20 protein-coding genes are annotated in these 25,877 nt (G+C 47.7%); 10 read left to right on the forward strand and 10 right to left on the reverse strand.

Features of this window, described 5'->3' with window-relative positions; genetic code table 11:
• Nucleotides 1-147: 147 nt before the first annotated feature.
• The 3 genes from fdrA to AC5YBX_RS04755 all read left to right on the forward strand — a co-directional run bounded on the left by fdrA (nucleotide 148) and on the right by AC5YBX_RS04755 (nucleotide 4,237).
• The gene (fdrA, locus tag AC5YBX_RS04745) at nucleotides 148-1,701 is read left to right on the forward strand and encodes an acyl-CoA synthetase FdrA (protein WP_494519789.1); all 1,554 of its coding nucleotides are present in this window, start codon (nucleotides 148-150) and stop codon (nucleotides 1,699-1,701) included.
• 2 nt (nucleotides 1,702-1,703) lie between these two features.
• Nucleotides 1,704-3,125, forward strand: a complete 1,422-nt coding sequence (locus AC5YBX_RS04750; protein WP_494519788.1) for a YlbE family protein — start codon at nucleotides 1,704-1,706, stop codon at nucleotides 3,123-3,125.
• Between the two features lie 176 nt (nucleotides 3,126-3,301).
• Nucleotides 3,302-4,237, forward strand: coding sequence for a carbamate kinase (locus AC5YBX_RS04755; protein WP_494519787.1), 936 nt, complete (start codon nucleotides 3,302-3,304; stop codon nucleotides 4,235-4,237).
• A gap of 203 nt (nucleotides 4,238-4,440) precedes the next feature.
• Here the strand turns inward: AC5YBX_RS04755 and AC5YBX_RS04760 are convergent, their stop codons facing one another.
• The 3 genes from AC5YBX_RS04760 to AC5YBX_RS04770 form a co-directional block, all read right to left on the reverse strand.
• Nucleotides 4,441-5,409, reverse strand: coding sequence for an oxamate carbamoyltransferase subunit AllH family protein (locus tag AC5YBX_RS04760; protein WP_494524441.1), 969 nt, complete (start codon nucleotides 5,407-5,409; stop codon nucleotides 4,441-4,443).
• A 9-nt stretch (nucleotides 5,410-5,418) separates the two neighbouring features.
• Nucleotides 5,419-6,276, reverse strand: a complete 858-nt coding sequence (locus AC5YBX_RS04765; protein WP_494524442.1) for a LysR family transcriptional regulator — start codon at nucleotides 6,274-6,276, stop codon at nucleotides 5,419-5,421.
• A gap of 140 nt (nucleotides 6,277-6,416) precedes the next feature.
• Nucleotides 6,417-7,343, reverse strand: coding sequence for a LysR family transcriptional regulator (locus AC5YBX_RS04770; RefSeq protein ID WP_494519784.1), 927 nt, complete (start codon nucleotides 7,341-7,343; stop codon nucleotides 6,417-6,419).
• 217 nt (nucleotides 7,344-7,560) lie between these two features.
• Here AC5YBX_RS04770 and AC5YBX_RS04775 point away from each other — a divergent pair, with 217 nt between their 5' ends.
• Together AC5YBX_RS04775 and AC5YBX_RS04780 are read left to right on the forward strand one after the other, a co-directional pair.
• Entirely contained in the window at nucleotides 7,561-8,046 is a 486-nt protein-coding gene (locus AC5YBX_RS04775) for a nucleoside deaminase (protein WP_494519783.1), read from the forward strand.
• The gene (locus AC5YBX_RS04780) at nucleotides 8,046-9,281 is read left to right on the forward strand and encodes an MFS transporter (protein ID WP_494519782.1); all 1,236 of its coding nucleotides are present in this window, start codon (nucleotides 8,046-8,048) and stop codon (nucleotides 9,279-9,281) included. Before AC5YBX_RS04775 ends, AC5YBX_RS04780 begins: the two co-directional genes overlap by 1 nt.
• A 104-nt stretch (nucleotides 9,282-9,385) precedes the next feature.
• On the opposite strand, the gene pyrI is transcribed toward AC5YBX_RS04780, so the two are convergent.
• From pyrI to barA, 7 genes are all read right to left on the reverse strand, one after another.
• Nucleotides 9,386-9,847 (reverse strand): aspartate carbamoyltransferase regulatory subunit, encoded by a 462-nt coding sequence (gene pyrI, locus AC5YBX_RS04785; RefSeq protein ID WP_475516164.1) that lies wholly within the window; start codon nucleotides 9,845-9,847, stop codon nucleotides 9,386-9,388.
• Between the two features lie 16 nt (nucleotides 9,848-9,863).
• Nucleotides 9,864-10,793 carry an aspartate carbamoyltransferase gene (gene pyrB, locus AC5YBX_RS04790; protein WP_494519781.1) on the reverse strand — a complete coding sequence of 310 codons (930 nt, stop codon included), beginning with the start codon at nucleotides 10,791-10,793 and terminating at the stop codon, nucleotides 9,864-9,866.
• A 537-nt stretch (nucleotides 10,794-11,330) separates the two neighbouring features.
• Nucleotides 11,331-12,992: a DNA repair protein RecN gene (gene recN, locus AC5YBX_RS04795; protein WP_494519780.1), complete on the reverse strand. Its 1,662-nt coding sequence runs from the start codon at nucleotides 12,990-12,992 to the stop codon at nucleotides 11,331-11,333.
• 117 nt (nucleotides 12,993-13,109) lie between these two features.
• Complete coding sequence (locus AC5YBX_RS04800; RefSeq protein ID WP_494524443.1) at nucleotides 13,110-14,054, reverse strand: AEC family transporter; 945 nt, start codon at nucleotides 14,052-14,054, stop codon at nucleotides 13,110-13,112.
• Nucleotides 14,055-14,369: 315 nt separating this feature from the next.
• Nucleotides 14,370-14,627, reverse strand: coding sequence for a DUF3319 domain-containing protein (locus AC5YBX_RS04805; RefSeq protein WP_494519779.1), 258 nt, complete (start codon nucleotides 14,625-14,627; stop codon nucleotides 14,370-14,372).
• Nucleotides 14,628-14,633: 6 nt separating this feature from the next.
• Complete coding sequence (locus AC5YBX_RS04810) at nucleotides 14,634-15,233, reverse strand: YjaG family protein (RefSeq protein WP_494519778.1); 600 nt, start codon at nucleotides 15,231-15,233, stop codon at nucleotides 14,634-14,636.
• Nucleotides 15,226-18,009: a two-component sensor histidine kinase BarA gene (gene barA, locus AC5YBX_RS04815; protein WP_494519777.1), complete on the reverse strand. Its 2,784-nt coding sequence runs from the start codon at nucleotides 18,007-18,009 to the stop codon at nucleotides 15,226-15,228. Before barA ends, AC5YBX_RS04810 begins: the two co-directional genes overlap by 8 nt.
• Nucleotides 18,010-18,125: 116 nt before the next feature.
• Between barA and rlmD the strand changes: the two genes are divergently transcribed.
• From rlmD to eno, 5 genes are all read left to right on the forward strand, one after another.
• On the forward strand, nucleotides 18,126-19,457 hold the full coding sequence (rlmD, locus tag AC5YBX_RS04820) for a 23S rRNA (uracil(1939)-C(5))-methyltransferase RlmD (RefSeq protein ID WP_494524444.1): 1,332 nt from the start codon (nucleotides 18,126-18,128) through the stop codon (nucleotides 19,455-19,457).
• A gap of 168 nt (nucleotides 19,458-19,625) precedes the next feature.
• Nucleotides 19,626-21,830: a GTP diphosphokinase gene (relA, locus tag AC5YBX_RS04825; RefSeq protein WP_494524445.1), complete on the forward strand. Its 2,205-nt coding sequence runs from the start codon at nucleotides 19,626-19,628 to the stop codon at nucleotides 21,828-21,830.
• 67 nt (nucleotides 21,831-21,897) lie between these two features.
• Nucleotides 21,898-22,701: a nucleoside triphosphate pyrophosphohydrolase gene (gene mazG / locus AC5YBX_RS04830; RefSeq protein WP_494524446.1), complete on the forward strand. Its 804-nt coding sequence runs from the start codon at nucleotides 21,898-21,900 to the stop codon at nucleotides 22,699-22,701.
• Between the two features lie 109 nt (nucleotides 22,702-22,810).
• Nucleotides 22,811-24,448 carry a CTP synthase gene (pyrG, locus tag AC5YBX_RS04835; RefSeq protein WP_475516174.1) on the forward strand — a complete coding sequence of 546 codons (1,638 nt, stop codon included), beginning with the start codon at nucleotides 22,811-22,813 and terminating at the stop codon, nucleotides 24,446-24,448.
• A 131-nt stretch (nucleotides 24,449-24,579) separates the two neighbouring features.
• Nucleotides 24,580-25,875, forward strand: a complete 1,296-nt coding sequence (gene eno, locus AC5YBX_RS04840; protein WP_494524447.1) for a phosphopyruvate hydratase — start codon at nucleotides 24,580-24,582, stop codon at nucleotides 25,873-25,875.
• The last annotated feature ends 2 nt before the right edge of the window (nucleotides 25,876-25,877 follow it).

Genomic DNA, 25,877 nt, shown 5'->3' on the forward strand with positions numbered 1-25,877 from the left:
TTAATTCAACCATTAGATAAAGTTTTGTAGTTACTAACTCTTTTAAATAAAGATACATTCACCATAGGTGTAATAGTGGTTGTGATGTCAAATCAACTATTACATAGGCTATTACACCTTTTTTGTTGAAATATAGTAGAGGCTAATATGGTCGTAAAATTAATTGTAAAAAAGAATACCTATTTCGATTCGGTTTCATTAATGGCATTAACGACCAAAGTTAATGAAATTAACGATGTTGAACAGGCATTTGTTGCCATGGCAACCGATATGAATAAAGGGGTATTAGCCAACGTCGGTCTATTATTACCCGAAGTTCAATCTGCCAACAGCGGTGATCTATTTATCGTGGTGAAAGCTGCCACCGACGAAGTGTGCGAAGCGGCGCTTGCCGAAGTCGAAGTACTCCTAAAAGGCGATGACAAAGCGGCGACGGGTTTAGGTGCCAGTGAGAAAAAACATGTCACTTTAAAAAGTGCGTTAAAGCACGCCCCTGATGCCAACCTAGCGGTGATCTCTGTTCCCGGTGAGTTTGCTAAGCGCGAAGCGCTTGCGGCGCTGAATAACGACTTACACGTATTGATGTTTAGCGACAACGTGTCAGTGGCCGATGAGGTCGAGCTTAAGACCCTTGCACACGAAAAAGGCTTATTAATGATGGGCCCAGATTGCGGCACCGCCATTATCAATCATGTTGGCCTGTGTTTCGCCAACAAGGTTCGCCCTGGCAATATTGGTATCGTTGGCGCATCTGGCACAGGTAGCCAAGAAGTGGCGGCGCGCATTCATGACTTTGGCGGCGGCATTTCACAGCTGTTAGGCACCGGCGGGCGTGACTTAAGCGCCGAAGTGGGTGGCATCATGATGCTCGATGGATTGCGTGCACTAGAAGCCGACCCTGCTACCGAGGTGATCTTAATTGTTTCTAAACCTGCGGCGAAAAGCGTTGAGGCTAAGGTGCTTGAACTGGTGCAGAGCTTCAGTAAACCTGTGGTAGTTTGCCTATTAGGTGGAGAAGAAGGGCCAGTGGTTGCGGCAGGTGCTCACTTTGCTAAAACCACTAAAGAAGCCGCGTTACAAGCAGTTGTGTTAGCCGGAGTCGATGAGAGCAGCATCAATAAGCGTGCCTTAAACTTACCGCTAATTGAAGAGATTAAAGCCAAGTTAGCACCTGAGCAAAAGTACATTCGTGGCTTATTCTGCGGTGGCACCTTATGTGAAGAAACCATGATGCTGGTACGTGAGACTCACCGTCAGGCGTATAGCAATATCGCCAAGAAACCAGAGCAGCGCTTGGCGGACATTAATGTTAGCCAGCAGCACACCTTTATCGACTTTGGTGACGATGATTTTACCAATGGGCGTCCACATCCGATGATCGATCCATCATCGCGTATCGAACGTCTGCTTAAAGAAGCAGATGACCCAGAAGTAGGGGTGATCATTCTCGATTTCGTGATCGGCTATGGCTCACATCAAGATCCTGTTGGCGTCACTTTACCAGCCATTATTGAAGCCAAGCAAAAAGCGGCGGCGCGTGGTCAGCACTTAGAGATCTTAGGTTACGTGCTAGGTACCGATTTAGACACGCCAAAACTGAGTGAGCAAGTCGATAAACTCGCCTCGGCGGGGGTCACCATTTCAAGTAGCAGTCAAAACACCGGGCTATTGGCAAGCGGGTTTGTGAGCAAGGGAGAATAACCATGAGTAAGATGACAGAACTATTTTCAAACTTAAACGTGATTAATGTGGGCCTTGAGTTCTTTAAAGACGATATCAGCAAGCAGCAAGCGCCAGTAACTCAGGTCAATTGGCAACCCATTGCTGGTGGTAATACCAAGGTGATTGCGGCGCTCGATAAATTGGCGCAGCCAGAGATAGCAGAAAAAATTGAGGCGGCCAACGAAGAGGCGGTTAATCGTATTATTAAATCACACCCTGTGTTAATGGGTTATGAAAGAGCGATTGATGTGGTTCCAGGCATGACCAAAACCACCATTTTACATGCCGGCCCACCAGTATGTTGGGATGATATGAATGGCCCAATGCGCGGCGCAGTGACTGGCGCACTGGTGTTTGAAGGCTTGGCGGCTAACCTTGATGAAGCGTTTAAATTAGCAGCATCGGGTGAGATCACCTTCTCGCCATGTCACGAGCACGATTGCGTCGGCTCTATGGCCGGTGTGACGTCGGCGTCTATGTATATGCACGTGGTCAAAAACATGACCTACGGCAATATCGCCTATACCAACCTCAGTGAGCAGATGGCGAAAATTTTACGTATGGGCGCTAACGATGAAAGCGTGGTCGAGCGCTTAATCTGGATGCGCGACGTATTAGGCCCAATGTTAAAAGCGGCCATGGACAAAGCGGAGCCTATCGACTTGCGCTTAATGCTCGCCCAAGCCCTGCATATGGGGGATGAATGTCATAACCGTAATAACGCTGGTACTGCCTTGTTATCACAGGCATTGACACCGTTGATTTTAGAAACCGATTTCACCATCAAAGAAAAGCGTGAAGTGTTTGATTTTATTGCATCAAGCGATTACTTCTCTGGCCCAACATGGATGGCGATGTGTAAGTGTGCCCTCGATGCTGGTCATGGGGTCGAAAATAGTACCTTGGTTACGACCATGGCACGTAACGGCGTCGAGTTTGGTATTCGTGTCAGCGGTATGGGTGGCTTTACCTGGTTTACTGGGCCTGCTCAAAAGGTTATCGGTCCATTGTTTGCGGGCTTTAAGCCTGAAGACTCGGGTTTAGATATAGGTGACAGTGCGATCACCGAAACCTATGGTATTGGTGGGTTTGCCATGGCGACCGCCCCTGCGATTGTGGCGCTGGTAGGCGGCACGGTAAATGAGGCGATCGATTATTCTATCCAGATGGATGAGATCACTACCGCTAAAAATCCGAATGTCACCATTCCATTATTAAACTTTAAAGGTATCTCATCGGGTATCGATATTCGTAAAGTGATGGAAACGGGTATTTTACCTATTATTAATACTGCGATTGCTCATAAAGAGCCCGGCATTGGTATGATAGGTTGTGGTATTACTAACCCGCCTGTTGAATGCTTTGAAAAAGCGATTATCACCTTTGCTAATAATATTTCATAATTACGATTAATGATGGTGTGAACATAAAGGTCGACTCTATTTAAATGCGTTTTAAAGATAAATAAATGGGTCGACCTTTTTATTGTTACTGTTTTTAATTTTTTCCTTCTTACCCATGTCGCAATAATGTGATTATTTATTCGTCATTGTATATAAAATAAATATTGAGGTTCCCCATGAGAATTGTATTAGCCCTTGGCGGTAATGCGCTGCTAGAGCGTGGTCAACCGCTCACCGCGACCAATCTTCGTCATAATATTAAAAAGGCAGCGGCATCGATTGCGGCTATTGCTAGAGAGCATGATGTGGTGATTGTTCATGGTAATGGTCCACAAGTGGGGCTGCTGATCGAGCAAAATTGTGAATATCAAAAAATTAATAGTGCGGTCACCGCTTACCCAATGGATGTATTGGGCGCAGAAACCTGCGGCATGGTCGGCTACATGTTGCAGCAGGAGTTGTTTAACAGCGACAACAAATTAGATATCACTACTATTTTGACCCAAACTTGCGTCGATATTGACGATCCAGCCTTTAATGATCCGACTAAATTTGTTGGGCCTGTCTATAACGAAGATGAGATCGAGCGAGTTAATATTGGCAATCCGTCGGCGATTTATAAGAAAGATGGTGATTACTATCGCCGCGTCGTGTCATCGCCTATGCCGCAAGATATTGTCGAATCTAAGCAGATCAGTAGCCTGCTTGAAAATGGTAACACAGTGATCGCCTGTGGTGGGGGCGGTATTCCAGTATTTAAGGCTGACAATGGTAATCTGGTTGGCGTTGAATGTGTTATCGATAAAGACTTAACGGCCGAGTTACTTGCCGAGCAGATTCAGGCGGATCTGTTTATTATTTTAACCGATGGCGCGGTTTACCTGAATTATGGCAAAGCCAATCAGCAGGCGATTAAAAATATCACCCCTGAAGAGCTCGATAAATACCATTTCCCGGCTGGCTCTATGGGACCTAAAATTGACGCCGTGTGTAAATTTGTCTCGAAGGGGTTGGGCGACGCCGCCATTGGCGCCTTAGATGAGTTACCCGCAGTTATTGCTGGGCGCTCAGGTACGCGCATCACCTTGGGTGAAACGGTCGAGTATTATTGATCCTCTGCACTCTTTTCATCTAAACCTTAAAAGCCTCAATAATGAGGCTTTTTTATTTTCAGTTAAAAAACTGTGCTTTAAGTTTACCTGCCGGAGTCAGGATAGTTGTCACCCATTAGCTTTGCCTTACATGCTACGAGTAGGTCACTTTAGCACTGCACATCAGTCATCAGTCCTTCATCTTAGCAAGCAGCCTTGTGCAATCAGTCTATTGGCACATCACCAAAGAGAGTTAAGCCCAAGTAGATACCACACAGGGTATCGTGGCCCGAAGAGTGGCCATAGGCGATAACCTCATTGAGAACCTCGTTGAACGCGTTATCGAGCATATCATCTGACTTATGAGACTGATTTAAACAGGCATACAGCTCGACGATCTCTTGGTTATATTGCTTGAGCGTGGCGTGCATTAACATGGCCTGACTGACATCTGTGGTTTGCGCCGCATTAGCTTGTACCGCGTGGGCCAGCGGATAAAAGTAAGGGTGCTGGCTAAAGTCGAGCCAGGAGAGTAAACCCACCAGTAGATCGTCCATCGAAGGGGTAAGTCCGGCACCAAAGCCGATAATGGATTTAAGCGCAATCGTTGGGTTGTGCTGACTTAGATTGGCGATAAACCCTTGCAGATGCGGGGTTATATACTCAGCCATCATCTTAGGTTGATACACTAGATGAGTGACGATATTGAGCTGAGGCTGCTGACAAAGTAGGGGATAGATCCCCAGCGGCTTTTGATTGCGCTGTAAAAAATCAGCGATATGGGATTGAATGTTTGATTGAAGGCCAAGCGTTCTGGGTAACGCCGCGGGCAAGCTGGGAATAAAGCGTTCAATCTGTTCACTGACAATGTTTGTGCCTGTGCCTAAGTTGATATGTAAGAACAGATCATCGATATTGCCCCTCAACGCTGATAAAGCAGGGTCTATGCAGGTGTTATGGCTGCAACTTAGCTCCACCTTAGTATCGACACTGAGCGATTTAAAATTGATTGCTTGCGGCAATAAGATGGCACTGGGGTTCATCTTTTTGGGTTGCGTCAGCAGGGATATCAAACCATAAGGGCTTTGCAGATTGCAGGCGGCGTTAAACACCGAATGCACCCTTGTGGTTATTGAACCGTGGTGTATTAACAGCTCATAAATCGGTTGAGCAAGGGTTATCTGGGTCATCATCTAGCTCAATTAATAGGTTTTATGGTGCTTTAAGTTAAAGGTATTGATTATCTCATCGGCTATCTTAGTCACAATCATGTCATGCGTATTATTAACATATAAGGCTAAATAAAAGTCGTTGGGTGGGGCATAGGTTTGCAGCTCATCGATGACGCTATGTTCGGCGGTTTTGCAGGTTTCGGGCAACAGGGTGATGCCAAAACCGATAGATGAAGCGGTAATAATGGCCGATAAGTTACTGCTGCAGTAGTTAATTTTGCTGCAGTAACCTAATTGATCCATAGAGTTGAGTATATGCTCGCGATACAAGGCTCCCGTGGGAAATAGCACTAGCGGGATCATCTTGCTATTAAAGGTGGGATGCGCCGCGCTGTCGAGCCATAATAGCGGCTCTCTGCGATAGGCGTAGGCATTACCGAGTATGGGCTGCTTGACCAAAATGAGATCGTATTGGCCCGCTTGATAGGCTTGATACAGGCTGTTGCTCAGGCCTGAGGTAAATTCAAACAAGATATTGTAGTTATGCTGAAACTGAACAATGGCCTTAGTCACGTCAACCGACAGGTCGTCAGGCACGCCTATCTTGATGATGTTTTGCTCTGATTTCTCATGAAAGTTATCGACCATAGAGGTGTTCAAGTCGATAATTTTATGGGCATACCGCAGAACAAACTCCCCTTGCTCCGTTAATGTCACCTTTTGCGGCGTGCGCATTAGTAGCGTGCTGCCGAGCATAGACTCGAGACGGTTTATCTGTTGGCTAATGGTCGACTGAGAGTTATGAATTCTTTCTGCTGCGCGGGTAAAACTGCCCGTGTCACATACGGCGATATAGGTTAAAAATAACTGCGGTGGAATAAATTTCATGATGGGTCACCTACGTTTAGCTTGTTATTATCTTTTTCGTAAAATGAGCTGCGCCATTTTGAATGGGTACTGGCTGTTGCTTGTACAAACCAGGCAAAGCCTTGTCATGTGTGCGTTTAATATTGAGCTTTAGTGTTTACTTAAGGGTTAACCGCTCCCTTAGTATTTGCGTGCGACTTACGGGTAAGGTGCTGCTTTTGCTGCGTCACGAGTTGTTCAAAGACGGCTTCTCGGTTAACCAGTATGTGGCCTATGTTGTCGGCCAGTTCGCTAATAATGGCATTACCATCATTTGTGTATAGCGACAGCGTCATGGGCTGCTCGTTACCTAAATGCGGGCAAGGGGTGACTCGCCGCCCAGCGGTGGCTCTTACGGGAAGCAGACTATAACCTAAGCCCGCTTCGACGGCGCTAAGCAGGTTATTTAAGCTGCTGCTGGAAAACGCCACATACCAGAGTTTGCCCTCATGGGTGATGCGTTCAAACATGGTGTCGCGGTAGAGCCCGCCGGGAGGAAATGCGATTAAGGGTAACGGCTCACTCCAGTGCGGCTGGGTATCGAGTGATTGATACCAGGCCATGGGCTCGCTGATGGTCAATCTGTGATCATCGGCGGCGTGGGTTTCTTTGACTACTAAGATATCAAAGTCACCGTTGCGGTATCTGTGGGTTAATTCGAGGCTGAGACCTGTGGTGACATCGAGCCTAATTTCCTGATGCTGTTTAGCAAAATTGGCAAACACACCGATCATCTGCTCGGTGGCGATATCATCAGGGATGCCAATTTTAATCAGCGCGCTGCCAGCTGAGTTCGCCACCAATGCTTGGGCCTCACATTGCAGCGCTAAAATTTTGCGCGCATAGCCGAGGAGTTTCTCACCTGAGTTGGTTAACTGAATAGGGCGTTGAGTCCGATCAAATAATGCCTTGCCGACGGCGGCTTCGAGGCGGTTTATCTGTTGGCTTATTGTCGATTGTGTTAGGTGTAAATGTGCTGCCGCTAAGGTAAAGCTGCCAGTATCGGCAAGCACCACAAAAGCGCGCAGTAGACGAGGTTCAAACATCATGACACATCATCCATAGCATTAATCCTGTCTTTCGAGGGGGCTGACATTCAGCCGATAAATAGTAAGACCTTTAACTTAGTAAGGGAAATAGTATTTACGTTATGAATGGTTTCTATTTAAAAAAATCATTTTTTACCCGTCATGCTCACCTTTATAGTGTCAAGTTAAAGCAAGTCATGCAGCAATTGCAGCAATTGCAGCTGCTAAAGGTGAAAAAATGCGCACATCAGATCCCTTTATTAAGCAAGCGTTAGCCCTTGCTGAGCAAAATGTGGCTGCCGGTGGCCGTCCTTTTGCTGCCATCGTAGTGAAACAAGGTGAGGTGGTAGCCACTGGGGTCAATCGTATTCTTCAAGAGTGCGACCCAACCGCTCACGCCGAGTTGCTGGCCCTAAGGGCCGCAGGTAAAGCTTTAAATGCCACCAGCCTTGAAGGCTGCAGCGTGTATGCCAGTGGCCAGCCTTGCCCTATGTGCTTGGCTGCTATGCGCATGGCAGGAATTAACCATTTGGTGTTTGCTTATTCGAATCAACAAGCACAGCCTTATGGGTTATCGACGGCGCATATCGCCATGGAGCTTGCGCCGCCGCTTGAGCTGCAAAGCTGGTTGTCGGTCGAGCAGTGCTCGCCAAGTGATGCCAATGACGGCGCGCTCTATGCTAAGTGGGCAGAGCATAACGCGTCTAAACAGCAGGTTGACTAATGGGCCGTCAATTAAGCGTGCGCGCTCAGTCATTATCCTTGCTGTTATTAATTGTCTTAATCGGTCTCAATCTGCGGCCATTTTTAGTGGCACCTGGGCCGCTGCTGGGCAGTATCGTTAATGACACCGGCCTCAGTTATCCCCAAGCGTCGATGCTAACCTTGCTGCCTATGATGTTGATGGGGATTGGGGCCTTTGTGGTGGCGGCTCGGCCTGCACTTATTGGCAGCCATGTCGGCTTGTTACTGGCATTGGCATTGATGACGCTAGGCTCAGCGCTGCGCTATTTCGTCAGCGATGGCAGCACGCTTATTATCACCGCGCTGCTGTGTGGTGTGGGCGTGGCATTTATACAATCTATTTTACCGGGCATGATTAAACAGTTTTTTGCCCAGCACTCGGCGGTGGTCACCGGGCTTTATTCGGCGTCATTGATGATTGGCGGCGCGTTGGGCGCACAGCTAATGCCGATGTTGTTGCAATGGGGCTATGGTTGGCAACATGCATTGGCCTTGTTGGCATTGCCCTGTTTTGCGGCCTTGGTCGTGGCTTGGAGGGTGCTTAGCCAGCGTCGGCAGATGCCGCCTACCCAATGCAACGCTTTACCTGAACTATCGCAGCTAAGCTTATCATCTCGACCGCTAAAGGGGTTACTGGCTCGCCCGCGAACGTGGACTCTAATGGCCGCCTTTGGCATAGTCAACGGCGGGTATGCTTCATTAGTCACTTGGCTGGCGGCCTTTTATCAGCAGCGTGGCTGGGATAATGCCAGTAGCAGCCATTTAATTGTGGTGATGGCGGTGACTCAAGCCTTGTTCGCCATTGGCTTACCAGCCTTGGCCAGAAGTTACACCGACAGGCGCCCTTGGTTGCTGTGGGTGTTAGTGATGCAGGCCATTGGTTTTTGGGGGTTCGCTTTTCATGCCGATAGCGCGCCGCAGTTATGGTCAATCTTGTGCGGCGCGGGACTGGGCGGGGCCTTTTCATTAACCATAGTCACAGCGCTTGATCATCTACCGGCGGTTAACAGTGCTGGGGCGCTCGCCGCATTAATGCAAGGTGGCGGCTTTTTGATTGCCGCCGCCTTTCCGCTGATGTTTGCGCAGTTATTGCAGTGGAGTGGTGATTTTGGCTATGGCTGGATGATGCATCTGGTGATGGTGTTAATTACCATGGTCATTTGCATCAACTTTAATCCGAAACGTTATGCCCAGGTGATGTGCGCTATTGATTGAGAAGAGTTTTATTAGTGCGCACATGACTGATTACCAGTACAAGGGGAAAGCCTGCTCAATGTTGAACAGGCTTGTTAGTTGTGAGTGGCTGAAAAAGTGGCGGCTTAGTGACGCTCGGTCACTATTTCACGTGAGAACACCTTCTCGCAGTATTTACATTTGAGTTGTACATCTTGCTTTTTAGCGCTGACACTAAAGCTGCTGTCTACCGGCTCATTATGGGTGATACAGTTGGTATTTGGGCACTTAAAAATGGCGTTGATCCGCTCTGGTAACGACAGGGTCAGTTTTTTTACCACTTCATAATTTTCAATCTGATTAACCGTAGCGTTAGGGGCATACAGGGCTAATTGATTCGCCTGATCTGGGCTGATAAAAACATTTTCAATTTTAATCAGATCTTTAGCGCCCAAAGCAGAGGAAGGCAGATTAAGACCAATCGTGACACGTTGATTGGTTTTATGCATCTGAAACAGCTTAAGCACTTTAATCCCCACATTGGCAGGAATATGGTCGATAACAGAGCCATTCTTTATGGCTTCAACTTGTTGCGTTTCCTTGGTCATGGTGATTATCTCCTGCTTAAAGTTGTTCGTTCAGTACTAATGCCAGCAGTGCTTCACGGGCGTAAACCCCGTTTTGCGCTTGCTGGAAGTAATAAGCGTGCTTGGTTTTATCGACATCGACAGTGATTTCGTCAACACGTGGCAATGGATGCAATACCTTTAGGTTGTCGCGTGCGTCCGCTAGCATGGCTGAATTTAGAATATAAGCGGCTTTCATGTGCGCGTACTCTGATTCATCGAAACGCTCTTTTTGAACTCGGGTCATGTACAGTACATCAAGCTCAGGGATCACCTCTTCCATAGTGGCATGCAGGCTGTAACTGATCCCTGCTTGGTCTAACTCTTCACAAATGTAATCTGGCATGGCTAAAATTTCGGGAGCCACAAAGAAGAAGTTAATGTTATTAAACTTAGACAGTGCTTGGGTCAGGGAGTGGACGGTGCGACCATATTTTAGATCGCCAACGAAGGCGATATTTAAGTTATCTAATCGCCCTTGAGTTTCAAAAATAGAGAAGAGATCCAATAAAGTTTGTGTTGGGTGTTGGTTGGCACCGTCACCACCGTTCACAATCGGTACGCCGTTAGAGAACTCTGAGGCCAGACGGGCTGCGCCCTCTTGTGGGTGACGCATTACAAATGCATCGACATAAGATGAGATCACCTGCACTGAGTCTGCTAGTGTCTCGCCTTTTTTGGCCAGCGAGGTGTTGCCACCGTTATCAAAGCCAATCACAGTGCCGCCTAGGCGTTGTACTGCGGTTTCAAAAGAGAGGCGAGTACGTGTTGAGGGTTCAAAAAAACAGCACGCCACGACTTTATTTTTTAATAGTTCTGGATTTGGCTCTGCTTTTAATCTTCCAGCAGTTTCAACGATGAGTTCAAGTTCATTTCGGTTTAATTCCGGAATGGAGATGATATGTTTTTGAAACAACGAGTTCGCCATGGCTTCTCTTCCCTATAAATAGATAACGGATACAAATGGTTTTAAACTTTTTCTGCCACTGACATTCGAGATGAGCATCGAATAGCCTCGGGCAGATAGTCGTTTAAACTTGCCGGCTCTACGCAAAAAGCAGACAAAAAAAAGCCCCCTTAAGCAAGGAGGCTTTTTTTTGAAATCGAAAAACAGAAACATAAAACCAACGCCGCTTCTCGACGATAATGAGTCAAGTTGTGCTTAACTGTCTGGTTCATTGTTGCTCTCTGTTTTGAAAAATTCCGAGGGATTATACGCCCATTTTTTGCGATCGCAAGAGTTTGTATGAACTCGTTATTTTGAAAGCTTGGTGTCGCAGTGAATCAATTAAATGCTGCTTAAGACTTCGGCCGAGTCGTGACTTATATGGTTTTGTTTTTTCTTGCTAGGAGTTATGGAGAGCGCAATTCGCTCATTAAGTACAATGGGATGAGTGAGTTTAAATAGTGAAACACCGATATCAAAAAGCGAAGGTATTTCCTTCGCTTTAGGTGTTGCCAGTCTTTAACCTCTGAGTAGTTCTTTGGCGTTGGCTAGGGTGTTACTGGTAATGGTATCGCCGCCAAGTAAGCGGGCGAGCTCCTCGATGCGTTGGGTTTTATCCAGCGGTACCATAGAGGTCTCGGTTTGTCCGGCTTTACTTTGCTTATTCACAAACATGTGTTGATGACCATTTCCGGCGACTTGGGGCAGGTGGGTTACACATAGCACTTGAGTCGATTCACCCAGTGAGCGTAGCATTTTTCCCACCACAGCAGCAGTTGGCCCCGAGATGCCCACATCCACCTCATCGAAAATAAGCGTTGGTGTGGCGACCTTTTTCGCCGTGATCACCTGAATGCCAAGGCCGATACGTGACAGTTCCCCGCCTGATGCGACTTTCGAGATAGGTTGCAGTGGCTGCCCTGGGTTAGTGGTGACTTGAAACTCGATGGTGTCACAACCGTTGGGCGACATGATCGCTTCGTTAAAGCGGATATCGATAACAAATTTACCCTTAGGCATGCTGAGTTCATGAATCGATTGGGTCACCTGCTTGTCAAGTTCTTTGGCATAACGGCTCCGGCTTTGGCTGAGCTTTTTAGCATGAGCAATGAAGCCTAGCTTGCAGCTTTGCAGCTGCTCAGCGATTTCGTCAAGCTTCTCTTCGTCTGAGTCTAAGCTGCTTAGCTCTTGATTTAAGGCTTGATGGTGCTGATAAAGATCTTTGGCACTTACGTGATGCTTGCGCGCCAACTGCATGATTTTAGAGAGGCGCTGTTCAAGGTAAGCAAAGTGATCTGGGTCGAGCTCTAATCCATCGAGGTAGCGTTGCAGCTCGCTGCTGCTCTCTTGCACTTGGATTAAGGCGTCATTGAGCATATTGCCAATGCTGTTAAGGGCGGTGTCATAGCCCTCAAGCTCTTGAGCTTGATCTATGGCTAAGTTGAGCACCGATTCTACCGCACCTTGCTCGTTGTCTTGCAATAGGAAGAGGGTGTGTTGGCAGGCTTGCACTAAGGCGGTGCCGTTAGCGAGTTTTTTATGCTCGGCTTCTATCTCGTCAAATTCGTGCTCGCCTAAATCAAAGTCATTAAGCTCCTCAACTTGGTATTGCAGCAGTTGCTTACGGGCGATGCGCTCATGTTGCGACTGTTGTAGCTGTTTAAGCTCTTTTTCAATCAGTTTGTAGCGTTGATAGCTCGCACTGACGCTGTCGAGCAGCATGCGGTGGTTAGCATAGCTGTCGAGCAGTGTCAGTTGATGCTCGCTCTTTAACATGGCGTGATGGGCGTGTTGTCCGTGGATGCCGATCAGTAATTGTCCAAGTGCGCGAAGTTGACTAAGCGGTACTGGATTGCCATTAATGTAGGCGCGTGAGCGGCCGTCACTGTTGATGGTGCGCCTGAGTATGCATTCATCATCAAGATCAAGGTCGTTATCTTCGAGCCAGCGCTTTGCCAAGGGAATATCGAGCAGAGAAAAGCGGGCGCTGACCTCGGCTTTATCTGCGCCGGGTCTAACGGTACTGGCTTCGGCGCGATTACCCAGACACAGGCCTAGGGCGTCGATAGCGATAGATTTTCCGGCACCGGTTTCACCTGTGATACTGGTCATACCGGCTTTGAAGTCGAGCTCTAAAAAACGAACAATGGCAAAGTTATTGATGCTGAGCTGGCAAAGCATAATGACATCCTTTTACAAAGTACTGTATTAATGCACAGTATATACTGATTTTTTATACAGTAAATACCTGTGTGCTTTTTGTTCGCGAATTTTGTTGAATTTAAGGTTATGGCAGCGCTACAGCAAATGGTCAAGTAGTGGCAGTACCGCAAAGCTCAGTACTATCCCTAGGCTGATATTTTGCGCGCTGACGGTGGCATTAGTTTGAAAGCGGTGCGCCAACAGGTAGACGCTAGCTGCGGTGGGCAGCGCCGCGAGGAGTACCGCCATCTTAAGCAGTGGGCCGTTAACGCCAAAGGCTTTACACAGTAGGTAGGCAAGCAGAGGTTGTAATAGTAATTTTAATAGGTTGAGCAGGGTGAGTTCGGCGCCGGTAGAAAGCTTGCGCGGGGCGTTGCGGCCCTGCTGTTGGTTGGCTTTGCACAACACCATGCCAATGGCAAACAGGGCGCAGGGGCTAGAGGTCATGCCAAATTGGCGGATGATGCCGCTAATAGGGGCATAAAGGGTAATATTGGCCGCTGAAATGGCGACACCAATTAAGCTGCCGATGATGATAGGGTTTTGCAGTAATGCCAAGCTTACAGTCTTAAGGGCGTTATCGGTTTTCCCTTGATACAGCGCGAGTTGGGCCAATACGATAGCAAATACGGTCACCGAGAGTAGGCTAGCAATAGCGGCGGCGGCCAGTGCCAACTGGTTGTTGGGGTACAACATCATCATTAACGGGATCCCGATAAACGAGGTGTTGCCAAAGGTGGTGTTAAGCGCTCGAATCGCCGCGAGATCGCGCTTTTTATCGCGCCACAGCGATATCCCCATGGTCAATAAATAGATAATGGTCATCGCTAAGCTATAACCGGCAATAAAGCCCCAATCGGTGATCTGTTCAATTGGGGTTTCGGCTAACACAATCAGCATGATAGCCGGAAAGGCGATGTAATAGACGTACTGGTTGAGTACGTTATCTGTCTCTTGGGGCAAAATCCGAGCTTTTTGGGCTATGAAGCCAGATAGCATGATGCCGAAGACGATAAACAGAGGTGATAAGATAGGTAGCATACGACAAATTTATCCATAAATTGTGCTGGTGGTAAAACTAAGGAGCTTTCCCTCTCAGGCTGTTTTTATCCGTTAGATTGTGACATGGGCTGGCTCAGTTTACGCCGTTATCTCTCTTTGGTGTCTCAGTGCCAGTGTTTCAGTACTAGGGCTCAACATCATAATGATTAAACCCAAATATACCCCAAAGATAAGCCGACCCTAGCATGTTTACGTCGGTGCCCGCTATTGAGCTAAGGTCTAATGCGAATTAACGTAAAGCCACTTGACTGCATATGGTGCCGTTAATGGGCAATATTAACTTAACTAACTGGGCTAATTGCGTTTATTGGAGCGGCGGATATCAGGTGACTGAGAAGGGCTTTTAGTTGAGCGAGATAGTGGGCTTGCTTCTGTCTTTGCCGCGTGGGCGTTGACCGCTGGCAGCACGCCCAGTTCTTGATAGAAGTGTATCTGACGCCGTAATTCAAATAAGGAGCCACTGCGGCGTTGCTCCCCTATGGTGAGTATCCAAGAGTCGGTTAAGCCATCGCGGTTGGTTAATAGATAACCTTGGTAGATGAGCTTCTTCATCTGCAGTTAAGCGACTGAAATGCCAATGTTAGATACGCCTGCTTCGATAATTTCTTTACGGAGGCCTTTGACAAAGTCGGCGCTGATTTTAGGGTTTTGCTCGATGAGATCGAGTAATGATGCCTGCAGCTCTTTTTCTTCAACCATTACGGGGTGGTTGAAAATAAAGTCATCTAAAGTGGCTTCATCCATCTCATCTTCGATAGTGGCTTCAATATAATTGGCGACCGTGCTCGAAGAGAGTTTGCTGATGTTGATGATATCGTCTTCCACCTTACTTTGCAGTGCGCTCAATAGTGAGGTTAATGCCACTGCGGCGTCCATAGCGGGATAGACACCGTAGGCGTCAAAGTCACTTGGCTCTGGGGTATTGAGATCGAGTCGCTCAAGATAGATGTCGATGTTGAGTTTCAGCTTTTTATCATACATTGACTGCCATAACAGGTTTAGCACTGTGTCTAATACCTGTGGATCGCCAAATTCACACACTTCACTAAATAGCTGGTAGTTGGGATACATGCGCTGGCACAGCGCGATAGCAAACAATTTTTTTTGCTCAAGCTCTAATGCTTTTAATCGTTTGAAGAACCCTGGTTTATTACTCATCGATCACATCCATAGATAACTGGGATATTACTTGGTTAGTGGCAGATTCTACCTTAGAAAGCTCATCAAGTAACTCTAGTATTTCAGGTTCTACCTCTTCGACGCTAGCGCCATTTTTAAGTGATGATTCAATTTCTTTACATAAGCGTTGGGTAGTGGGTACGCCGCAGTAGCAGCTGGCGCCATGGAGTTTATGCACATGGGCTAGCATCGCTTTGGCATCGAGGGTATCAAGCGCCAAGGTAAGTTGATTACGGGTTTCTGGCAGCGAGTCTAACAACATCTGTAACATCTCTAGTGCCAAGTCGGCTTTTTGATTCGCCTGAGTTAAACACAGTTCCCAATTGAGTGTCTGCTGTTCAAAGTGGGTAAACTTGGGGCGCACCTTCCAACTGTTAATGACCTCTTTGAGTGCTGCCTCGTCGATGGGCTTGGGCAGGTAGCCGTTCATGCCACTTTGGTTAATGCGTTCACGCTCTTCGGCGATGGCATGGGCGGTGACGGCAATAATAGGGGTGTTGCGATTTAACGAATGCTCACGGATCTGTTTAGTGGCGCTAAAACCATCGATTCCGGGCATCTGAATATCCATAAAGATTAAATCGAAGTGGCGTGATTTGGCGAGTTCGACAGCGGCCTTGCCGTTGTCGGCGACTGCCACGTGGGTGACGATTTCACGCAGTAAGGTGTCGATTAATTTAAGGTTGGCCGGATTATCATCGACCGCCAGTACGCTAAGTGGCTCTCGGTTTAACACCGGCACAATACGTAACGGCTTAGGTTGTGATGCTAGCGGTGCGCGGTAAGGGTGAATGAGGGTGTTTGCCAATTCACGTTCGCCGATTGGGGCGTGCACAATTTTGTCGACAGCCGACTGGATCACATCGAAACTCGTGGTGGTATTGTTACTGTTACACACATAGAGTGAGTAATCGCTAATGTGCCTAATTCGAGTCAAGGTATCGAGCAGTAAGGGGCTTTTGGCCAGCTCATTACAGCTGATAATGGCGTAATCGAAACGCTGGCTTGTGTTACTCATCAACGCATCAAGTTGTTGCAAGGTGGTGATAGCAGTTACCTGCATTTGCCAGTGCTGCAGTAGATGTTCATGCACCTGGCGCGACAGTTTTCTGGGCTCAAATAGTAAAATTGATTTATCTTTGAGCTTATGGGTATCTAAAGGCTGACTAATCGGATATTGGCTCAGTTTGAGTGGCAAGGTAAACCAAAATGTTGAGCCTTTGTCTGGGGTGGAGTTACAGCCGATTTGGCCACCCATCTGATTAATCACCCGTTTGGTGATGATGAGTCCTAAGCCCGTGCCGCCAAAGCGGCGTGATATGGATGAGTCTGCCTGACCAAAGGCTTGAAATAGTTGGCTTTGATGATGCTTATCGATACCAATGCCTGTGTCGGTGACTTCGCAACGAATAATGATCTTATCGGGCTCAGTGCCAGTAAGGCGCATCTTCAGGTGTATGCTGCCTTCATCGGTAAACTTAATGGCATTCCCCACTAGGTTGGTGAGCACTTGCCCGACCCTTAAGGCATCACCCGAGACGTTATCGTTGATGGCAGGCTCGATATCGACCACCAGCTCTAACTCCTTCTCTTTGGCGCTGTTGGCTAACATAGAGACGGTATCGTCGACCACTTCACGCAAGGCAAACGGCATGTTTTCTAATACCATTTTGCCGGCTTCTAATTTAGAAAAGTCGAGAATATCGTTAATGATGCTAAGCAGGTTACTGGCGCTTTTTTCAATGGTTTTTATATAGTCTTGCTGGCTGGTGTGCAGCGGCGTTTTTAGCAGTTGCTTAGCAAAGCCGATAACGCCATTGAGCGGGGTGCGCAGCTCATGTGACATATTGGCTAAGAATTCTGATTTAATTCGGCTTGCCTCTAAAGCGCGTTTTTTGGCTAAGTCGAGTTCGACGTTTTGAATTTCAATTTGCTCTAAGGTTTCGCGCAGATCTGAGGTGGCTTGGTCGATGTTTTGCTGCATCTCCTCATGGTAATCCGACAACGAACTGGCCATGGCATTAATGCCGCGTTTGAGTAGATCGAGTTCACCAATGAGATTGCCATCGACACGCGTATCGAGCTTACCTTCGCGTATTTTGGCGACCACACGCACCATATCGGTAATGGGCTGAGTCACGTTTTTAACCAACCTAAAGGTAAATAATAGGTTTAGCTGAACCCCAATTAACACCATGATAAAGGCCGCCACCGCAGCGCGGTGCTGCTCCAGCAGGGCGTTTTCTTTGTTGATCAATACCGCGATGTAACCTAGTTTGGCCGAGTTTAATTGATCGGCAGTAGCGTTATTGTCAAACGAGCTGACAATCAGCTCGCGTTGGCTGGAAAGAATAGGACTACGTAAAATAAGGCTATCGCCAAACTGCTCAATTTCGATGCCATTTAATGCGTCTATGGGTTGGTTGTAACGCATAAACTCATGACTTTTGTAGTGATGCGAAGTCACTATCACCCGGTTTTCGGTGTCGAAAATAGCGATAAATTGCACTAAGTTAGACTTATTGAGCTGTACCGAGGTGATGAGGCGTTTGGTGGTTTCAAAGTTTTTAGTTTCTAGCCCTATTTCGGCGGCGATGGCCAGCGGTTCGATAATGCTGGTGCCGCGTTCAATTAAGCTTTGTTCCAGCTCATAGAAACGATTTATGGTAAAATAACTGCCAAGTAAAATACCAACCAAAATAGTGGGGGCTAACGCCAGCACAAGAACCCAGGCTCTTAAGCTGTATTTAGTCATATTGTCGGCACTATTCATGGTGTTGGCTAATTTATACTGTTGTAGCGTATAGGTTACATTAAACTGCCTAAGTTTGGGCAGTGTTTACTCTTATTTTTATCGTTTTAGAGGCCGAAATGGCGCAATTTTTCAAAGCTAAACCCAATAAAGCTAAGCAAATATCGGCAAAGCAGCAATTTCACATCACTCAGCTTGATCATCTCGGCGCGGGTGTCTCTGAGCAGCAAGGCAAAGTGGTATTTGTGCCCGGCGCCTTGCCAGAAGAAACGGTCACTGCACAATTAATTGAGCAAAAGAAACGTTTTGCTAAAGCTAAGCTGCTACGCATCGATGTGGCATCAAGCCATCGAGTGGCCAGTGGCTGTGCATTCTATGGCCAGTGTGGTGGCTGCGATCTGCAACATCTAGCAGTGCCAATGCAGCGCGAGTATAAGCAGCAAGCCTTAGTCAACTTGCTCGACAAAATGGGCCAAACCCAGGCACAGCAACTGGCCGAGCCGCTGGTGGGGGAGGCGTGGGGTTATCGGCGTAAGGCAAGGCTTGCCACTCAGTATCAACGCGACAGCAAAACACTGAGCTTAGGTTTTCGCGCTTTGGCGAGTGAACAGGTGGTTAGCATCGACGAGTGCCCAGTGTTGGCCCCAGCATTATCGCAACTTATCGCCCCATTAACCTTGTGTTTAAATACGCTCGCGGCCAAGCGCAGTTTAGGCCATGTCGAGTTAGTGGCGGTGGAGTCGACCAATATGGTGGTGCTACGCATTACTCAAGCGCTAAGCGATGCTGATATCGCTCGTCTACGTGCTTTTGGCGCCGAGCACAGCGTGCGTATGGTGCTGCTCGATGAACATGGTCACATCGACAGCCTCGACGGTGATACCAGCCTGCCTTTTTACTGTTTGGATGACGGCAGCCAATTAGGTTTTTCACCGGGTAACTTTATTCAGATTAATGCCGATGTGAATCGTAATATGGTGAAACAGGCCATTGAGTGGCTTGCTGTTAAGCCTGGCGAGCGTGTGCTGGATCTTTTTTGTGGGGTGGGTAACTTCACCATTGCGCTGGCCAAAGCGGGCGCGCAGGTGGTGGGGGTTGAAGGTGTGCCTGCGATGGTGGCAACGGCCAAAGACAATGCGGTTGCCAGCGGCGTTAGTGGCGTTGAGTTTTACCACGCCGATTTGAGCGCCGATCTGTCTGAGCAACCTTGGCTGGGGCAGATTGATAAACTGCTGCTCGATCCAGCCCGCGCTGGCGCGTTCGAGAGTTTGCAATGGCTAAAGCAGATGAAACCCAAGTCTGTGCTGTATGTCTCTTGTAATCCGGTTAGCTTGGCTAGAGACAGTCAACAACTGCTGAAACAAGGTTATCGACTGCAAAAATTGGGGTTAATCGATATGTTCCCGCAAACGCATCATATCGAAGCAATGGCACTTTTTGAGCGAGATTAATGGGTTAAATAGATCTTTAGTGTAAATAACGACCTGAGTCGATTGACAATGTGGGCGGAATCCTCAAGATAGTGGCTTTGGTTTTTAGGTAATAGAATGATATTTCACCGCAGGAGTTCTTGTGGTGAGCGCGCGCCGCCAATATCAGCAATTAAGGACAATCATTAGATGGTATCTATTAGAGAAGCACATTTTAATGACAAAGATTTTCAATTAACTGAGTGGGTTAATCGCTACATCGATAACGAGCAAGAAGTCGCTATTCTGCTCGAGTTGATGAAAAAAATTGAAGGACTGGTCGTTAAAGAAGGGGCTCAAAGCCATTTACTTAATCAGCGCGGCCGCGAGATGATTGAGATCCTAGCCCCGCTCAATATGGATATCGAAACCCTGCAAGCCGCAGTGATTTTTGTGGTGTATGACGCCGGCCTGATAAGCGCCGAGCAGTTGCCTGAGCTGTTTGGTGAGAAATTAGCGGTACTGGTAAAAAGTGTCGTGACCATGAATGCCATTGGTGCACTCAAGGTGAACGAGCAGAGCCGCAATGCCGAGCCGCAAATCGATAACATCCGCCGAATGTTACTGGCTATGGTGGAAGATGTGCGCGCGGTGGTGATCAAGTTGGCTGAGCGGATCTGCCTACTGCGAGAAGTGAAAAGTGCTGACGAGGAGACGCGGGTCTTATTGGCGCGAGAGATTGCCGATATCTATGCACCGTTGGCTAACCGCTTAGGGATTGGCCAATTAAAGTGGGAGCTCGAAGATATCTCATTTCGTTACCTGCACCCCGAAACCTATAAAGAAATTGCTAAACAGCTCGATGGTAAGCGGCTCGATCGTGAGAGCTACATCGATAATTTTGTCAAACAGTTACAGCAGCGCCTCGATGAAGACCAAATTCGCGCCAAGGTGTATGGCAGGCCTAAACATATTTACAGCATCTGGAAGAAGATGCGCGGTAAAGATCTGACATTCGATGAGTTATTTGACGTGCGCGCGGTACGTATCGTTACCGAACGCCTGCAAGACTGCTACGGCGCCCTAGGGGTGGTGCATACCCTTTGGCATCATATTCCTAAAGAGTTTGACGATTATGTCGCCAACCCTAAATCGAATGGATATCAGTCAATCCATACCATAGTGGTTGGCCCCGAGGGAAAGACGGTCGAGATCCAAATCCGTACCGAGCAGATGCACGAAGATGCTGAGCTAGGGGTGGCGGCTCATTGGAAATACAAAGAGGGCACCACAGGTAAGCAAAGCGGTTACGAAGAGAAAATCAACTGGCTGCGCAAGATTTTGCAATGGCAAGAAGATGTGGCCGAAAGTGGCAACTTGGTCGATGAAGTGCGCAGTCAAGTCTTCGAAGACAGAGTGTATGTGTTTACCCCTAATGGCGAAGTGATTGACTTACCCATGGGCTCTACCGTACTGGATTTTGCCTATTATATTCATTCCCACGTCGGCCATAAGTGTATTGGAGCCAAGGTCGATGGCCGTATAGTGCCGTTTACTTATCAAGTTGAAACCGGTGAGCGTATTGAGATCATCACCTCGAAAACCCCCAACCCTAAGCGTGACTGGCTTAACCCTAATTTAGGTTATATTCGCACCTCGCGAGCGCGGTCGAAAATTCAGCATTGGTTTAAGCAGCAAGATAGAGATAAAAACATTGTCGCTGGGCGGGAGATGCTCGAAGCGGAGCTAGCGCGCAGCAACCTCACTCTTAAAGATGCCAAAACGGCGGTCGAGCGTTTTAACATGGTTAGCATGGACGATCTTCTGGCGGGCATTGGTGGCGGCGATGTGCGTCTTAATCAGGTGGTCAACCATGTGCAGAGCCGGATGCGCATCAATGAGCTGTCAGAAGAGGAAGCCGTTGAGGACTTACTCAAGAAAAATCATTCCCGTATAGCCCATAAAAGTAGAGGTCAGGTCGAGGTTAATGGCGTCGGTAACTTGATGAGCCATATCGCTAAATGCTGTCAGCCTGTACCCGGTGATGACATTTTTGGCTTTATTACTAAAGGCCGCGGGATCTCGGTACACCGCGCCGATTGCGAGCAAGTGAAAGAGCTGATGCGGGTACATCCCGAGCGCAGCGTGGATGTGGTGTGGGGTAAAAATTACTCCGGTGGCTATAAGCTGCGTTTAAAAGTGTTTGCTAACGATAGAAATGGCTTGCTGCGAGATCTGACCTCAGTGCTGGCCGCCGAAAAATCGACGGTACTGGCGATGAGCTCATCTTTGGATGTTAAAAATCAAACTGTCATCATTGAGCTCGAGCTCGAGTTATATAATTTAGAGGGACTTTCTCGGGTGATGGCTAAGCTATCGCAAGTCGATGGGGTGATGGAAGCGCGGCGCACCTAATCGTGTCGCCCACAAACAGACAAGAGATAAAGGCGGCGAGAGTCGCCTTTTATGATGAGGTTGTTCGATGAAGGCCAATAACGATATTAACCGTTTACTCGAGATCATGAGTCAATTGCGCGACCCACAAACCGGTTGCCCATGGGATAAAGCACAAACCTATCACACCATAGTGCCATTTACTCTCGAGGAGGCCTATGAAGTGGCCGATACCATTGAACGGACAGCGTTCGATGAATTGCCAGGGGAGCTTGGCGACCTGCTGTTTCAAGTGATCTTTTATTGTCAGTTAGCAAAAGAGCAGGGGTTATTTGACTTTGGTGTGGTGGTAGATAAAATCTGCCGCAAATTAACCGAGCGCCATCCTCATGTGTTTGGTGAGTTGTCCTTAACATCTACCGAGGCAGTCAAACAAAGCTGGGAAAGCATAAAGGCCAGCGAGCGTGCTGGGCGGTCATTGCATTCGGTGCTGGATGATATTCCATTAAATCTACCTGCATTAAGCCGCGCGGCAAAAGTGCAAAAACGGGTGGCCAGTGTGGGGTTCGACTGGGATGAATTGGCCCCTGTGGTGGCGAAAATTCACGAAGAGATAGCAGAGGTGCTCGAGGAAGTTAACGCACCAGAGCAGCAACCGCAAAGGATTAGTGAAGAGATGGGCGATCTGCTATTTGCGGTGGTTAATTTGTCTCGCCATTTAGGTGTGGAGCCCGAGCAAGCACTGCGCCTTGCCAATGGCAAATTTGAGCGGCGCTTTCGGGGGGTTGAAGCATTAGCTAACGCCGCCGAAAAGCCGATGAAGGCGCACTCCTTAGTAGAATTAGACGCTTATTGGGATCAAGTAAAGCGGGCCGAAACGGCAAAAGAGTAAAATATATCGCTTTGTTGTTTGTCGAATCAGCTGGGCTTTGGTATAATATTGCCCCGTCCTAGTGCTTTCATACAAGCACATATTTCCAACTCATTTTCTCAGGTTCAGCATGACTACAAGGTATATCTTCGTTACTGGTGGCGTGGTTTCATCACTAGGTAAAGGCATTGCAGCAGCATCATTGGCAGCAATTTTAGAGGCTCGGGGCCTTAATGTAACCATTATGAAGCTGGATCCTTATATCAACTTGGATCCCGGTACCATGAGCCCGACTCAGCACGGTGAGGTTTTCGTGACTGAAGATGGCGCTGAAACTGACCTCGACTTAGGTCACTACGAGCGTTTCATCCGCACTAAAATGAACCGTCGTAACAACTTTACCACTGGCCGAATTTACGAAGAAGTATTGCGTAAAGAGCGCCGTGGTGACTACCTTGGTGCAACCATTCAGGTTATTCCGCATATTACTAATGCGATTAAAGAGAAGGTGCTTGAAGGTGGTGAAGGTCATGATGTGGCAATCGTTGAGATTGGCGGCACGGTAGGTGATATCGAATCATTACCTTTCCTTGAGTCTATTCGCCAGTTAGGTGTTGAGCTAGGACGCGATCGAACCCTATTTATGCATTTGACCTTAGTGCCTTTCTTGGGCGCGGCGGGTGAAGTGAAAACCAAACCGACGCAGCATTCGGTAAAAGAATTACGTTCTATCGGTATCGCACCAGATGTATTGGTGTGCCGTGGCGACCGTGCGATACCTGCTAATGAAAAAGCTAAAATCTCGCTATTTTGTAATGTAGAAGAGCGCGCGGTTATCTCACTGAAAGATGTGGATAGCATCTATAAAATCCCAGCGTTATTGAAGGCACAAGGCCTTGACGACTTGGTCACCAAGCGCTTTGGTATCGACTGCAAAGAAGCGGACTTAAGCGAGTGGGAAAAGGTGATTTACCAAGAAGCCAATCCAACCGGTGAAGTCACCATTGGTATGGTTGGTAAATATATCGAACTGCCCGATGCCTATAAATCTGTTAACGAAGCACTTAAGCATGCAGGCTTATTTAAGCGTGTGTCGGTCAACATCAAGTATATTGACTCTCAAACGGTAGAAGCTAAAGGTGTTGAAGTTCTCGAAGGCCTTGATGGTATTTTGGTTCCAGGTGGTTTTGGTGAGCGTGGTGTTGAAGGTAAGATTTTGGCGGCGCAATATGCCCGTGAAAACAACCTGCCTTACTTCGGTATCTGTCTAGGTATGCAAGTGGCATTAATCGAGTTTGCTCGCCATGTTGCGGGACTTGAAGGCGCACATTCTACCGAGTTTAACAAAGAGACTCCTCACCCAGTAGTTGGACTTATTACTGAGTGGATTGACGAAGAAGGCAACGTTGAGCAACGCCATGAAGAGTCTGATTTAGGCGGCACCATGCGCCTTGGCGCTCAGCTATGTCACTTAATTGAAGGCACGAAAGCGGCCGAAGCTTACAAAGGCTTGACCTGTGTAGAGCGTCATCGTCATCGCTATGAAGTGAACAACACTTACAGAGAGCGTTTAGAAAAAGCCGGTTTAGTATTCAGTGGACTATCATCTGATCGTCAGTTGGTTGAGATGATTGAACTGCCAAATCACCCTTGGTTTGTGGCGGGTCAGTTCCACCCTGAATTTACATCAACGCCTCGCGATGGTCAGCCATTGTTTGAAGGCTTCATTGGTGCAGCCATCGCCTACCAAAAACGCGATTTAGGCTAAGCGATAGTGAACAGCCGCTTCCGGTTATCGGAAGCGGCTTTTTTGTTCCAGATGATGTAAATTTAACGACAAGTATTTTTTAGTTTTGTATTAACTTTTCATTTTAATCTTAAACTTAAGTCGAGGAAATTATGACTAAAATTATCAATGTCATTGGTCGTGAGATCATGGATTCACGCGGCAACCCAACGGTTGAAGCTGAAGTGCATTTAGATGGCGGATTTGTTGGTATGGCGGCTGCGCCGTCTGGAGCCTCTACCGGTAGCCGTGAAGCACTAGAGCTACGTGATGGCGACAAGAGTCGTTACATGGGTAAAGGTGTGTTAACGGCAGTCGCGAACATCAATGGTCCAATTCGCGATGCATTGCTGGGTAAAGATGCTGCAGCTCAAGCCGAGCTTGATCAGGTGATGATCGATCTTGATGGTACAGAGAACAAAGACAAGCTAGGCGCTAACGCGATTCTGGCTGTTTCGCTTGCTGCTGCCAAAGCCGCCGCTGCTTTTAAAGGCATCCCACTTTACGCGCATATTGCCGAGCTAAACGGTACTCCAGGCCAGTACTCTATGCCTGTGCCTATGATGAACATTCTTAATGGTGGCGAGCACGCCGATAACAACGTTGATATCCAAGAGTTTATGGTTCAACCTGTTGGTGCTAAAAGCTTCCGTGAAGCACTGCGCATGGGCGCGGAGATCTTCCATAATTTGAAGAAAGTGCTGCAAGATAAAGGGCTAAGCACCGCCGTTGGTGATGAAGGTGGGTTTGCACCTAACCTAGCATCTAACGCCGAAGCGTTAGCGGTTATTAAGGTTGCAGTTGAAAAAGCCGGTTATACCTTAGGTGAAGACGTTACCCTAGCACTTGACTGCGCGGCCTCTGAGTTTTACAAAGATGGTCAATATGATCTGGCGGGTGAAGGTAAAAAGTTTGACTCAAACGGTTTCTCTGATTTCTTAAAATCATTGACCGAGCAATATCCGATTGTGTCTATCGAAGATGGCCTTGATGAGTCAGATTGGGATGGTTGGGCGTACCAAACACAAATCCTTGGCGACAAGATCCAACTTGTGGGTGACGATCTGTTTGTGACTAATACCAAGATTTTACAACGCGGCATCGACAACAATATCGCTAACTCAATTTTGATTAAGTTTAACCAGATTGGCTCGCTAACTGAGACCCTTGCGGCTATCCGCATGGCGAAAGCGGCTGGCTACACTGTTGTTATCTCTCATCGTAGTGGTGAAACGGAAGATGCAACCATTGCCGATCTGGCTGTGGCGACTGCAGCGGGCCAAATCAAGACGGGTTCACTGTGTCGTAGTGACCGTGTTGCTAAGTACAACCAATTGCTACGCATCGAAGAGCAGCTGGGTGAAAAAGCACCTTATAAAGGTCGCCTAGAGATTAAAGGGCAAGCATAAAC

Source organism: Shewanella sp. 492 (assembly GCF_059338445.1).

Coding starts and splice junctions, on each gene's coding strand:
- fdrA (WP_494519789.1), top strand. CDS start 148: ATGGTCGTAAAATTAATTGTAAAAAAGAATACCTATTTCGATTCGGTT.
- AC5YBX_RS04750 (WP_494519788.1), top strand. CDS start 1,704: ATGAGTAAGATGACAGAACTATTTTCAAACTTAAACGTGATTAATGTG.
- AC5YBX_RS04755 (WP_494519787.1), top strand. CDS start 3,302: ATGAGAATTGTATTAGCCCTTGGCGGTAATGCGCTGCTAGAGCGTGGT.
- AC5YBX_RS04760 (WP_494524441.1), bottom strand. CDS start 5,409: ATGATGACCCAGATAACCCTTGCTCAACCGATTTATGAGCTGTTAATA.
- AC5YBX_RS04765 (WP_494524442.1), bottom strand. CDS start 6,276: ATGAAATTTATTCCACCGCAGTTATTTTTAACCTATATCGCCGTATGT.
- AC5YBX_RS04770 (WP_494519784.1), bottom strand. CDS start 7,343: ATGATGTTTGAACCTCGTCTACTGCGCGCTTTTGTGGTGCTTGCCGAT.
- AC5YBX_RS04775 (WP_494519783.1), top strand. CDS start 7,561: ATGCGCACATCAGATCCCTTTATTAAGCAAGCGTTAGCCCTTGCTGAG.
- AC5YBX_RS04780 (WP_494519782.1), top strand. CDS start 8,046: ATGGGCCGTCAATTAAGCGTGCGCGCTCAGTCATTATCCTTGCTGTTA.
- pyrI (WP_475516164.1), bottom strand. CDS start 9,847: ATGACCAAGGAAACGCAACAAGTTGAAGCCATAAAGAATGGCTCTGTT.
- pyrB (WP_494519781.1), bottom strand. CDS start 10,793: ATGGCGAACTCGTTGTTTCAAAAACATATCATCTCCATTCCGGAATTA.
- recN (WP_494519780.1), bottom strand. CDS start 12,992: ATGCTTTGCCAGCTCAGCATCAATAACTTTGCCATTGTTCGTTTTTTA.
- AC5YBX_RS04800 (WP_494524443.1), bottom strand. CDS start 14,054: ATGCTACCTATCTTATCACCTCTGTTTATCGTCTTCGGCATCATGCTA.
- AC5YBX_RS04805 (WP_494519779.1), bottom strand. CDS start 14,627: ATGAAGAAGCTCATCTACCAAGGTTATCTATTAACCAACCGCGATGGC.
- AC5YBX_RS04810 (WP_494519778.1), bottom strand. CDS start 15,233: ATGAGTAATAAACCAGGGTTCTTCAAACGATTAAAAGCATTAGAGCTT.
- barA (WP_494519777.1), bottom strand. CDS start 18,009: ATGACTAAATACAGCTTAAGAGCCTGGGTTCTTGTGCTGGCGTTAGCC.
- rlmD (WP_494524444.1), top strand. CDS start 18,126: ATGGCGCAATTTTTCAAAGCTAAACCCAATAAAGCTAAGCAAATATCG.
- relA (WP_494524445.1), top strand. CDS start 19,626: ATGGTATCTATTAGAGAAGCACATTTTAATGACAAAGATTTTCAATTA.
- mazG (WP_494524446.1), top strand. CDS start 21,898: ATGAAGGCCAATAACGATATTAACCGTTTACTCGAGATCATGAGTCAA.
- pyrG (WP_475516174.1), top strand. CDS start 22,811: ATGACTACAAGGTATATCTTCGTTACTGGTGGCGTGGTTTCATCACTA.
- eno (WP_494524447.1), top strand. CDS start 24,580: ATGACTAAAATTATCAATGTCATTGGTCGTGAGATCATGGATTCACGC.